Origin of the sequence: Flavobacterium flevense (assembly GCF_900142775.1) — a bacterium.
In the GTDB taxonomy this organism is placed as follows: Bacteria; Bacteroidota; Bacteroidia; order Flavobacteriales; family Flavobacteriaceae; genus Flavobacterium; species Flavobacterium flevense.
Genome location: NZ_FRCC01000002.1, coordinates 386050 through 398158, shown reverse-complemented (window position 1 = coordinate 398158; position 12109 = coordinate 386050). Strand labels below are relative to the sequence as shown.

Here is a 12109-nt window from a genome sequence, read left to right as displayed (position 1 = left end):
AATAAAGTTAGGTTCGAATCCGGACGATGCCTCTAAAACCTTAAAGGAAACTTGGAGTTTTTTTATGTCATTGCGAGGAACGAAGCCATCTCATTTAGTAACTCTACAAAGTTTCTTAATTTAAAACTTGATAAATTCTGTTCGGAATATTTTAATGTGATTGCCACGCTAACGCTCGCAATGACTAAGCATAAAAAAACCGCTCATTCTAAGCGGCTTAATCATCTATTTTATTTTTGTTGTTCTATATTTTGAAAAGCTTTTTTAACCATTTCTTTTTCCTTTGGGAACCAGCCCTGGATCATTAAAACAACCCCAAAAACCATTAAAACAATACTAATTCCTTTTTTTATTTTTAAAATATTAGAAGGTGTCATTTTAGATTTTAATTGCTTAGCCAGTAGTATTTTAAAACAATCTACTATTAAATAAGTAATAATAACAGTAGTAAAAAATGTCATCATTCGGGAAGTTTGCATGTCTAATTTAGGTCCGACAGAAATAATTACAGCCAGCCAAAATCCTAAAACTCCGATATTAATAACATTTAAAAAAAGCCCTTTTAAAAACAAACTGAAGTAATCTTTTTTTATGATTTCCCTGTCGATTTCCTTAGTATTAATTCTTTTTTCTTTTCTTAAACTTAGTAACGAGATTATTCCATAAGCAAACATTACAATACCTCCGAAAATAAAAAGTGCCGGCTTATCTTTTAAACTCTGAATTAATCTAAAACTACCTAAATAAGCAATTGAAATAAAAATTATATCACCTAAAACTACTCCTAAATCAAAAACAAGAGCGGCCCTGAATCCTTTTAAAATACTGGTTTCCAGTAAAATAAAAAAAACAGGACCAATCATAAAACTCAGGAAAATTCCCCATGGAATCCCTGATAAAATATCGTTAATCATTAATTTCAGAATTTATTAGAATAAAAATACATTTTTTTTATTCTTTTTCTTCAATTTTTCCTCCTAAAATCGTTTGTTGATTAATTTGTTTTGGTTTACCATAGATAAAAATACTTCCTCCTGCTTTCACTTTTGCATCGACTAATGTACTTGCATTTATCTCAGCATTTCCACCTGCTGAAACATTTACCGTAGTTTGTGAAGTATTTAAATTTTTAGCTTTCAATACACCACCTGACATAATTACTATATCCTGATTAATTGCAGCTCCGCTCAATTCTATAATACCTCCGGTAACTGCTTTTACATTAACTTTTTGAGCATCTACTTTTAACTTAATTTGTGCTCCTTCTTTTGCATTTAAATTAAAAATTGTTTGTTTAAAAATAGCGTCTCCTGAAACCGAAGAACCTTCATTAGCTGTTATATCATCAATATTTTTATAATACAATTTGATAGCAATATCATCTCCGGATAATAATTGAGGGAAAGGCATTCTTAACTTCAACTCACCATTATTAGTAACAACTTCTACTTCTTTTTCTCTGTTTCCGCTAATGACAACTTTGTTTTCAGTCGAAGCTATTAACTTAACTGTCAGTTTATCATACACTTTTAAGCTACTAAAATCACCTAATGTTTTAGTTAGCTGTGCAAAACTTACTTGTGATACAATTGCTAGTGTTACTATAAATATCTTTCTCATTTTCATTCATTTAATTGTTTATTCTGCTCTTCTTAAAAAATTAAAATCCAATTGTTTTTTAACTAAATCGGCATTTTTTACTTTAACGTAAATTTCGTCTCCTAATTGTAATAATTTGTCTGAAGTTGCTCCAACTAAGGCATATTGTTTTTCATCGAATGTGTAATAATCCTCTTTTATGTCTCTAATTCGAACCATACCTTCGCATTTATTTTCGACAATTTCAACATAAATTCCCCATTCGGTAACACCTGAAATAACACCCAAAAATTCCTGATCCTGATGATCCTGCATGTATTTAACCTGCATGTATTTAATAGAGTCTCTCTCGGCATTAGTAGCTAAACCTTCCATGGTAGAACAATGTACACACTTGGTTTCATACAATTCTTCGTCAGCTGATTTTCCTCCGTCCAGATAAAACTGTAACAAACGGTGTACCATAACGTCAGGATAACGACGAATAGGCGAAGTAAAATGTGAATAATAATCAAAAGCTAATCCGTAATGACCAATATTATCCGTAGAATATTTGGCTTTACTCATACTTCTGATAGCCAGTGTATCAATTAAATTCTGCTCTTTTTTACCATTTACATCAGCCATTAACTGGTTCAACGATTTCGAAATATCGCCCGGATTTCTAAAATCAATTTTATAACCAAACTTTGCAATTACATTTTGCATCGCAATTAATTTATCTTCATTTGGTTCGTCGTGAATTCTGTAAATAAAGGTTTTCTTTTGTTTTCCAATGTATTCTGCTACTTTCCTATTGGCTAAAAGCATGAATTCTTCAATCAGATGATTGGCATCTTTTGAAATTTTAAAATAAACGCCTTCCGGTTCTCCTTCGGCATCCAAATTAAATTTTACTTCAACTTTATCAAATGAAATAGCACCATCAGCCATTCTCTTTTTACGGAAAATTTTAGCTAATTCATCTAATTTAAGCGTTGCTGAGACAATTTCCGGAGAAACTTGATAAGAACTACCAGTTATCGAAATTTCTTCCGGAATAGTATCATCTTTCGTTTCTATGATATATTGTGCTTCTTCATAAGCAAATCGTTGATCAGAATAAATTACTGTTCGACCAAACCATTGATTCACTACTTGACACTTTTCGGTAATTTCAAATACTGCCGAAAACGTATATTTTTCTTCTTGCGGTCGTAATGAACAAGCAAAATTAGATAAAACTTCAGGAAGCATTGGCACTACTCTATCGACCAAATAAACCGAAGTTGCACGTTGATAAGCTTCATCATCCAGTATGGTTCCTTCTTCTAAATAATGCGACACATCAGCAATATGAATCCCTATTTCGTAGTTTCCATTTTCTAATTTTTTAAAAGATAAAGCATCATCAAAATCCTTGGCATCTTTTGGATCTATCGTAAAAGTCAAGGTATCACGCATATCACGTCGCTTGGCAATTTCAGCTTCAGATATTGAAGTATCTATTTTTTGAGCATAGGTTTCTACTTCAATAGGAAATTCAGCAGGTAAACCATATTCGGCTAAAATAGCATGAATCTCCGTATCATGTTCCCCAGGTTTTCCTAGCACTTTAATTACTTTCCCAAAAGGACTATCGGCTCTTTTAGGCCAGTCTTCGATATGAACTAAAACCACATCTCCATTTTCAGCTTCGCCTAAATTATCTTTTGGAATAAAAATATCCGTATACATTTTAGGATTTGCAGTCGATACAAAAGCAAAGTTTTTTTGGACATCAATAACACCTACAAAATCGGTTTTATGTCTTTCTAACACTTTAATTACTTCACCTTCAGCGCGTCTTCCTTTTCTTCGATTATAAACATAAACGCTTACTTTATCTTTATCCAATGCCCGATTTAAATTATTGGTTGGGATAAAAACATCTTCTTCAAAATCTTCACAAATAAAATACGCCGTTTTTCTACTGGTCATATCAATCGTACCTTCATAATAATCCTGGCTTATCGCTTTGATTAAATATTTACCCGGTTCGGATTCTATGATTTTTTTTTCGGCAGCAAGAATTTTTAAATCTTTTATAATTTGATTTCTGCTTTGTGTATCATCAACTTCTAATTTTGCTGCTATTAGCTTATAATTGAAGGCTTTATTAGCACTATTCGATAATATTTTTATAATTTTATCTGAGAAACTTTTCTCTTTCTTAGCAGGCTTTCTTAATCTTTTTCCCATACGTCTTTTCTTAAAAGTCGAAAATTACAAAATAGTTAAGACTTAAAAGAATATGAGACCAGTTTTAAAGAAAATATAACGCATTAACAATCGTTTCAACATTATAAACAATTCAATATGGAAGTATTTATTACCATTGCTACTTTTGATTACATCCATGAAATCGAAATTTTAAAACACCGACTGGATCATGAAGGTTTCCAATATTATTTTGAAAACGAAATCATGTCTTCTTTCGCTCCGATGTATTCCATAGCTTTGGGCGGAATCAAACTTAAAATTCATCCAAACGATTTTGAAACCGTAAAAACAATTCTTCAGGAAATGAAATACGATAACAATTTAAAAATCGTTTAATTTTTTCAAAGTTGTCAACATATATTAATATAATAAAAAAGAAAATTTTAAATTAATTAAATTATTGTTTGTTATTATAGCGTGTTAATAGCTGCAATAATTTTTTTAGAAATTGTTTAAAAATGAAGTTTCAGTTTGTTATTATGAGTTATTAACATAGTTACAGGAAGCTAAATATTTAATTTTAAAGCGTTTTTGTTTTTTAGTTAACAATGGTTGATAACCAAAAATCATTTTAAAATGTAAATAAGTAATTTTTGAAATTATATTGATAAACTTGTTTTTTGTGTTTATAACTTTTCTAAAAATCGTTCAAACTTTTTTAGGTTTATAAATTCCAATTTTGGATTAGATTTTTTTTCGATACAAGCAAAAAAAACTTCTAATTTTCTTTCTCAACTTATTAACAATTAATGTTAAATTAAGGTTAACTGAAAATCAATGAATTAGCATTCACTATTAACAATGCAAAATTTTAACAAATAAATTATATTTTACCAATTGATTCCCAATGTTTTATAAATTATAAGAAATATTAATAAGCTCCTATCCTATTCAAAATCTGATTCTTATAAAATGATTAAACCAACATTGCTTTCCTTTTTTAAAAAATAATAAAAAGACAAATAGTTTTGGTAAATTTGCACAAAATTAAACAGATATAAAATGAAAATTTCAATAGGAAACGATCACGCAGGTCCGGAATATAAAATAGCTATTGTTAAATGGTTAGAAGCTAAAGGATATGAAGTAACTAATTATGGAACAGATTCTGAAGCTTCTGTTGATTATCCTGATTTTGGACATCCTGTTGCTACTGATGTTGAAGAAGGAAAAGCTGATTTTGGAATTGTTATTTGTGGTTCAGGAAACGGAATTGCAATGACGGTTAATAAACATGCCGGAGTTAGAGCTGGTTTGTGCTGGACAAAAGAAATTGCTTATTTAACACGTTTGCATAATGACGCTAATATTGTAAGTATTCCGGCTCGTTATACTTCAATTCAACAAGCTATTGAAATTGTTGAAACTTTTTTAGATACTGCTTTTGAAGGTGGAAGACACCAAAACAGAGTAGATAAAATCGCTTGTAAATAAATTTTGCGAGGTGCTGTGCACCAAAAATATAGAAAGCCCGGTAATTTCACTGGGCTTTTTTTTGTACGCTATTGACTAAATTTATATAAATTCGGTCAATCAACTGACTGAATTTACATTAATTCAGTCAACGTACTGACTGAATTAACGTTTTTTGATTATATTTGTATCTAAATTATTAAAATTCAAGATAATGAATTTTTTAGAAAGAGGAATAGATACCATATTTGATAAAAAAGTTCTGCCTAATAAAGTGTTGATTTTATTGGGTGCAAGACGTGTGGGCAAAACGGCTTTCATCAAAAACTATCTTTCTGCAATTCCTAAAGAAGATTACTTGCAATTAAACGGAGAAGATATCCACGATGCCGATTTATTAAAAGAACGCTCGGTTGCTAATTATAAGCGTCTTCTGGCTAATGTAAAAGTATTAGTTATTGATGAAGCACAAAATATTCCTGAAATTGGGTTGATTTTGAAATTGATTGTGGATTCTATTGAAGATATAAAAATTATTGCTACAGGATCATCGGTTTTTGATTTATCGAATAAGTTGGGCGAACCTTTAGTGGGAAGAAAAAATACGATCTATTTATTTCCATTGGCTCAAATTGAATTCAATAAATATGAAAATTTTAAGGAAACCACTCAAAAACTAGAAGAACGATTGCTTTTTGGCAGTTATCCTGAACTTGAACAATATCCGGATTGGAACGATAAAATCAATTATTTAAAAGAGATAGTAAACTCTTATTTATTGAAAGATATTTTGGTTTATGAAGGAATTAAGCAATCCAATAAAATTCTGGATTTGTTAAAATTGATTGCTTTTCAGCTAGGACAGGAAGTGTCATTGCAAGAATTAGCCAGACAATTGGGAATTTCTAAAAATACGGTCGAAAGTTATTTGGACTTACTTTCTAAAGTTTTTGTTGTTTATAAAGTGCCAGGTTTTAGTAGAAATTTGCGTAAAGAAATCACTAAATCAAACCGATGGTATTTTTATGACAACGGTATCCGGAATGCAATTATTGCTAATTTTAGTCGTTTGGATTCCAGAACAGATGTGGGTGCGTTATGGGAAAATTACCTGGCTTCAGAACGAATTAAATTTCAAAATTATACTCAAAAAACGATTACTAATTATTTTTGGCGTACGTATGACCAACAAGAATTGGATTGGTTAGAAGAAGAAAATGGCGTTTTACACGGTTATGAATTCAAATGGAATGAAAACAGAAAAGCTAAGATTCCTACGGCTTTCGCCAAAGCGTATCCGGAAGCCAGTTTTGAAGTGATTAATAAGGGGAATTATTTAGATTTTATAGTTTAAAATTTCTAAATGAAAACCAAGATAAAGTACTGCAATTTGTATAAAAAGAATACTCCAAAACTTCCATAAATAGGATATTTTAGAAGTTTTATGTTTAAAAATAAGCATAGCTAATCCTGAGCCAAATGTTCCTCCAAATAAAACAAAAGCTAATAAAGTTCGCTCCGAAATTCTTTGTTTTTGGGTTTTTGCCAAATGTTTGTCGTAAGCTACTTCTACAAAAGCCAATATATTTAAAATCAAAAAATAGTAGAATAAAATATCCATTTAACTTAAAATTACGTTTCAAAGATATTCTTTTTAGAAAGTAAAAAAATAAGTAAATAATCGAATATTTTGAGAATCTGGTTATATTGATAAAATTAAGTTTAAGGAATTGAATTTTTTAAAACTTGATGATAAATTCAATGAAAACAGTATTTAAATATTCAAAAATTTCAGTCGTATAGTATTTTAAAAAACATTAAAAATTTAATTAATAAAGGCTCTTAATTTAAATAAAGTGATTTTTTTAAATTAAAACTGGTTCTTAATTTAAAAAAACTATATAAATTAAAATAAGAACTATATTTGTTTTAAAAATTTAGAGAAATGAAAAACTATAAATCAGGTAATTTTGAAAATCAAGGCTATTACAAAAGTTTTCAACCCACTTTGATAAATAAGCATTGGCTACTTGATGATATGGAAATTCAACAATTACTTTCAAAAGCTGACAGACAACTGGGTAGATTGGATATGTATTCTGAATATATTCCAAATATTGATTTATTCATAAGTATGCACGTTTTGAAAGAAGCTACTCAAAGCAGTAAAATAGAAGGAACACAAACCAATATTGAAGAAGCATTATTAGACAAAGAGGATATTGTTTTAGATAAAAGAGAGGATTGGGAAGAAGTTCAAAATTATATAGAAGCAATGGATACTGCTATTAAACAGCTTGACACTTTGCCTTTTTCTACTCGATTAATAAAAGAAACACATCGAGTTTTACTACAAGGAGTTAGAGGTCAAAATAAGCAGCCTGGAGAATTTAGAACAAGTCAAAACTGGATAGGAGGCGCCTCTATTAATGATGCTACTTTTATTCCGCCAGTACATAATTCATTAGCAGAATTGATGAGTGATTTAGAAAAATTTGCTCATAATGAAGAATTTTATTTCCCGGATTTATTAAAAATTGCCTTAATTCACTATCAATTTGAAACTATTCACCCTTTTTTAGATGGTAACGGAAGAGTAGGGAGACTGTTAATAACACTTTATTTAGTTGACAAAACTATTCTTAAGAAACCCGTTTTATATTTATCCGATTTTTTTGAAAGGAACAGGCAATTTTACTATGATAATTTGATGAATGTGAGAACTAAAAATGATTTAAAACAATGGTTTAAATTTTTTTTAGTAGGGATTATTGAAACTGCTAAAAATGGAATAGAGACCTTTGATGCTATTTTAAAATTAAAGAAAGAAATAGAAGATAAAATTAAAATTACCGGAAACAGAAGCCACCATTTGTTAAGTATAATGGAGTTTTTATATCAAAAACCAACTATTAATGCATTTAAAGTAGTTGAAATCACAGGGGTTTCGCAAGCAACAGCCTATAAAATTTTAGAAGAACTGATGGTAATGGAAATTTTAAAAGAAATTACAGGAGGCAAAAGAGGCAAAGTTTACGTATTTCACAATTACATACAATTATTTAATTAATATTTTAATGACCAATATACAATTCATCGCCAAGTCTGTTTCAACAGCAGCTATAAACATTCAAAAAACAGTTGAACTTTTACAAGAAGATTGCACCATTCCTTTTATTTCCCGTTATCGAAAAGACACTACAGGAAATCTGGATGAAGTTCAAATTGAGCAAATTGCCAAACTCCAAAAAGAATACGAAGTAATTGTAAAACGTAAAGAAGCGATTCTAAAATCGATTGAAGAGCAAAAACAATTAACTCCGGAATTAGAGAAAAAAATAGAACAAAGCTTTGATACGCAAGAATTGGAGGATATTTATCTGCCATTCAAAAAGAAGAAAAAAACAAAGGCCGATGTGGCTCGTGAAAATGGATTAGAACCATTGGCTAAAATCATCATGGCGCAAGGAAAAGAGGATGTTGATTTCCTGGCTACAAAATATTTGAATGAAAATGTTATAAATGAAGACGCCGCTTTGCAAGGTGCAAGAGACATTATTGCGGAGTGGATTAACGAAAATATTTTTGTTAGAAAACAATTACGACGATTGTACCAACGAAAAGCTACGATTACAACTAAAGTCGTTAAAAGCAAAAAAGAGGAGGAGGGAGCTCAAAAATTCAATCAATATTTTGATTGGTCAGAACCCATTTCTAAAGCACCTTCTCACCGATTGCTGGCGATGCTTCGTGCCGAAAACGAAGGATTTATCAAGTTTAAAGTCGAAGTGGATGTAGACGAAGCTTATGATATTATAGACGAATTGGTTTTAAAAGGGCAAAATACAACTACGCCACATGTGCAATTAGCTATTGAAGATTCCTATAAACGATTATTACAACCCGCAATTTCTAACGAAACTTTGCAGGAAGCCAAAGCCAAAGCAGATGCGAATTCGATTCAGGTTTTTGCTAATAATTTAGGGCAGTTATTATTGGCTCCGCCTTTAGGAGAAAAACGAATTCTAGCCATTGATCCCGGTTTTAGAAGTGGTTGTAAAGTAGTTTGCCTGGATGAAAAAGGCGATTTGTTATACAACGAAACCATTTATCCGCATGCTCCTCAAAATGAATCGGCTATGGCAATGAAAAAAATCCGTTCCATGGTAAATGCCTATAACATTGATGCCATTTCTATTGGAAACGGAACGGCTTCTCGTGAAACAGAATTTTTCATCAAAAAAATTGCTTTTGACAGAGAAGTACAGGTTTTTGTGGTTTCTGAGGCTGGAGCTTCGGTGTATTCCGCATCTAAAATTGCCAGGGAAGAATTTCCCAATTATGATGTGACGGTTCGTGGTTCGGTTTCTATCGGTCGCAGATTGAGTGATCCATTGGCCGAATTGGTTAAAATTGACCCGAAAGCCATTGGCGTAGGCCAGTATCAGCATGATGTGGATCAAAATAAGTTGAAAGAAGAACTGGATTCCACTGTAATTCGTTGTGTGAATTCGGTTGGGATCAATATCAATACGGCGAGTAAACATTTGTTGAGTTATGTGAGCGGAATAGGAGAGAAGCTAGCCGAAAACATTGTGAATTATCGTTCTGAAAACGGCCCTTTTGAAGATAGAAAACAATTGAAAAAAGTGCCTCGTTTAGGCGAAAAAGCCTATCAGCAAGGTGTGGCTTTTATTCGAATAAAAGAAGGAAAGAATCCATTAGATAATTCGGCAGTGCATCCCGAAGCGTATCCTATTGTGGAAAAAATGGCCAAAGATTTAAAGCTAAAAGTGACTGATTTGATTGCCAATAAGGAAAAAACAGCCTTGATAAAACCCGAAAATTATACGAATGAAACCATTGGAATTTTAGGTGTTAAGGATATTATCAAAGAATTAGAAAAACCAGGATTAGATCCAAGAAAAGCGGCTAAAATATTCGAATTTGACCCTAATGTAAAAACAATAAAAGACTTGAAAACGGGCATGATTTTAAACGGAATTGTTAATAACATTACCAATTTTGGCTGTTTTGTTGATTTAGGAATCAAAGAAAGTGGTTTGGTACACATTTCACAGCTTAAAGCAGGCTTTGTAAGCGATGTTAACGAAGTAGTGAAGTTACACCAGCAAGTACAGGTAAAAGTGACGGAAGTAGACGAGGATAGAAAGCGTATTCAGTTGACGATGGTGCTTTAGAATTCAGTTCAAAGGCATTAATAGTCCGAACAATTGTTAGATGACTAAAAATGGAAAAAATTGATTAAATTTGATTACTAAATAATCTATTATGGAAAATTGGCAAAAATATATCAGCATAAATCCAGAAATTAGAAGTGGTAAACCTTGTATTTCTGGTACAAGAATCACGGTTTCTGATGTGTTGTCTTATTTAGCATCTGGAATGTCTATAGAGGAAATTATAGAAGATTTTCCAACTTTAGATAAAGAAAAAATTATAGCAACACTTTCATTTGCAGCATATAGAGATAATATAACTAAAATTGCTTTTGCATCGTGAAGTTATTATTAGACGAAAATTTATCCTGGCGAATGATAAAGAAGCTCACACCTTATTTTACAGAAGTTGTTCACGCTTCAGAATTGAAAATAATTCAACCCGCAAATGACATTTCTATTTGGAATTATGCAAAGAAAAACGGATTTACAATCCTGAGTAAAGATGATGATTTTGAGAAAATAGTACTTTTAAAAAAAGCTCCGCCTAAGCTGATTTATCTCAAAACGTATAATTTAGACACTAAAAAATTAGTTGATTTAATTATAGAAAATAAAGATAAAATAACGGAATTTATTGATTCTGATGAAAACGATATTTTCGAAATTTATTCTAATTAGTTTATAAAATTCAAAAAAATCCAAAATCCATTATAATTAGATTTTGGATTTTTTATTGAGATTTAATTATAGTTGAAATACGCCACCTACGTTAAAGCTATTTCCACTATTTAAGATTTTTTCACTAGAGGCTTTATTAATATTAGTTAAACCACTAAATAACTGAGCATCAATTAGAATTCCAAATCTTTCGGTAACTTCAATTTTATAACCAATACCAAATGTTAATCCCAGTTGAAAAGATTCAACAATATCATCAGGTAGATTTTCTGTGTATCCATTTACCTTAACCTTGGCACTTGATAGAAAAGAAGGGCTTAAGCCGAAATTTAAATTCCATTTTCTAGTGCTCCCAAAGTGCCAGTTTGCATTAATAGGAATAGTGACGTAATTTAATTTATCTTCAAAAGATTCACCTTCAAAATCATATTTTCCACCCATTTTATTAGCAATTAATCCCGAACGCAAACTCCATCTGTCGTTAAAGTAATAATCAACAGTTGCTCCTAATTCTACACCAGAATTAGAATTAGTATTGTCATCTTCATTGAATTCTGAAAAGCTAGAAATTCCAATTTTAGGTGTAATTTCAATTACTCCTTTTTCTTTTACTTGTGCATTAGTTAATCCAATAGTTATCAGCGTAACTAATGTGAGTAGTGTTTTCTTCATTTTTATATAAGTTTACTATTTATCGCGTAAATGTATTAAGTAAAAACTTATAAAAAAATAGTATTTAATTCAAAAAAACAAAAAATCCCAAAATCCAATTATGTACTAATGGATTTTGGGATTTTTAATAAAAAAATAAATTTCTTATTTCGTTTCGTCTTCTTTTTTATCAGCTGGCTGTTGTTCGTCTTTAGCGGCGTTTTTGAATTCCTTAATTCCACTACCCAAACCTTTCATTAATTCCGGAATTTTTTTACCTCCAAAAAGTAATAAAACAACTGCTAAAATAACCAGGATTTCTGTAACTCCAAATCTTCCCATGA

The 12109-nt window shown here is 30.7% G+C and carries 13 protein-coding genes; 7 read left to right on the top strand and 6 right to left on the bottom strand.

The window, feature by feature from the left end:
• Positions 1 to 230 precede the first annotated feature (230 nt).
• From BUB89_RS04920 to rnr, 3 genes are read right to left on the bottom strand one after another with little or no spacing between them, the layout of a single operon-like run.
• Positions 231 to 914, bottom strand: coding sequence for a LysE family translocator (locus tag BUB89_RS04920; protein ID WP_073242538.1), 684 nt, complete (start codon positions 912 to 914; stop codon positions 231 to 233).
• A gap of 37 nt (positions 915 to 951) precedes the next feature.
• Entirely contained in the window at positions 952 to 1620 is a 669-nt protein-coding gene (locus BUB89_RS04915) for a head GIN domain-containing protein (protein WP_073243015.1), read from the bottom strand.
• A gap of 18 nt (positions 1621 to 1638) precedes the next feature.
• Positions 1639 to 3819, bottom strand: a complete 2181-nt coding sequence (gene rnr / locus BUB89_RS04910; RefSeq protein ID WP_073242536.1) for a ribonuclease R — start codon at positions 3817 to 3819, stop codon at positions 1639 to 1641.
• A 117-nt stretch (positions 3820 to 3936) separates the two neighbouring features.
• Here rnr and BUB89_RS04905 point away from each other — a divergent pair, with 117 nt between their 5' ends.
• The 3 genes from BUB89_RS04905 (at position 3937) to BUB89_RS04895 (ending at position 6607) form a co-directional block, all read left to right on the top strand.
• The gene (locus tag BUB89_RS04905; RefSeq protein ID WP_073242534.1) at positions 3937 to 4176 is read left to right on the top strand and encodes a DUF2007 domain-containing protein; all 240 of its coding nucleotides are present in this window, start codon (positions 3937 to 3939) and stop codon (positions 4174 to 4176) included.
• 666 nt (positions 4177 to 4842) lie between these two features.
• Complete coding sequence (rpiB, locus tag BUB89_RS04900; RefSeq protein WP_073242532.1) at positions 4843 to 5274, top strand: ribose 5-phosphate isomerase B; 432 nt, start codon at positions 4843 to 4845, stop codon at positions 5272 to 5274.
• 193 nt (positions 5275 to 5467) lie between these two features.
• Positions 5468 to 6607 (top strand): ATP-binding protein, encoded by a 1140-nt coding sequence (locus BUB89_RS04895; protein ID WP_073242530.1) that lies wholly within the window; start codon positions 5468 to 5470, stop codon positions 6605 to 6607.
• On the opposite strand, the gene BUB89_RS04890 is transcribed toward BUB89_RS04895, so the two are convergent.
• Positions 6590 to 6874 carry a DUF1294 domain-containing protein gene (locus BUB89_RS04890; RefSeq protein ID WP_073242527.1) on the bottom strand — a complete coding sequence of 95 codons (285 nt, stop codon included), beginning with the start codon at positions 6872 to 6874 and terminating at the stop codon, positions 6590 to 6592. The two genes, BUB89_RS04895 and BUB89_RS04890, sit on opposite strands and share 18 nt — an antisense overlap.
• A 324-nt stretch (positions 6875 to 7198) precedes the next feature.
• On the opposite strand from BUB89_RS04890, the gene BUB89_RS04885 reads away from it, so the two are divergent.
• From BUB89_RS04885 to BUB89_RS04870, 4 genes are all read left to right on the top strand, one after another.
• Positions 7199 to 8323: a Fic family protein gene (locus tag BUB89_RS04885; protein WP_073242525.1), complete on the top strand. Its 1125-nt coding sequence runs from the start codon at positions 7199 to 7201 to the stop codon at positions 8321 to 8323.
• A gap of 7 nt (positions 8324 to 8330) precedes the next feature.
• Positions 8331 to 10454, top strand: a complete 2124-nt coding sequence (locus BUB89_RS04880) for a Tex family protein (RefSeq protein WP_073242523.1) — start codon at positions 8331 to 8333, stop codon at positions 10452 to 10454.
• A 91-nt stretch (positions 10455 to 10545) separates the two neighbouring features.
• Positions 10546 to 10776 carry a DUF433 domain-containing protein gene (locus tag BUB89_RS04875; protein WP_073242521.1) on the top strand — a complete coding sequence of 77 codons (231 nt, stop codon included), beginning with the start codon at positions 10546 to 10548 and terminating at the stop codon, positions 10774 to 10776.
• The gene (locus tag BUB89_RS04870; RefSeq protein ID WP_073242519.1) at positions 10773 to 11114 is read left to right on the top strand and encodes a DUF5615 family PIN-like protein; all 342 of its coding nucleotides are present in this window, start codon (positions 10773 to 10775) and stop codon (positions 11112 to 11114) included. Before BUB89_RS04875 ends, BUB89_RS04870 begins: the two co-directional genes overlap by 4 nt.
• 66 nt (positions 11115 to 11180) lie before the next feature.
• Here BUB89_RS04870 and BUB89_RS04865 read toward each other — a convergent pair whose 3' ends face one another.
• Together BUB89_RS04865 and BUB89_RS04860 are read right to left on the bottom strand one after the other, a co-directional pair.
• Positions 11181 to 11786 carry a porin family protein gene (locus BUB89_RS04865; protein ID WP_073242517.1) on the bottom strand — a complete coding sequence of 202 codons (606 nt, stop codon included), beginning with the start codon at positions 11784 to 11786 and terminating at the stop codon, positions 11181 to 11183.
• Between the two features lie 144 nt (positions 11787 to 11930).
• On the bottom strand, positions 11931 to 12107 hold the full coding sequence (locus tag BUB89_RS04860) for a twin-arginine translocase TatA/TatE family subunit (RefSeq protein WP_073242515.1): 177 nt from the start codon (positions 12105 to 12107) through the stop codon (positions 11931 to 11933).
• Positions 12108 to 12109: the final 2 nt, after the last annotated feature.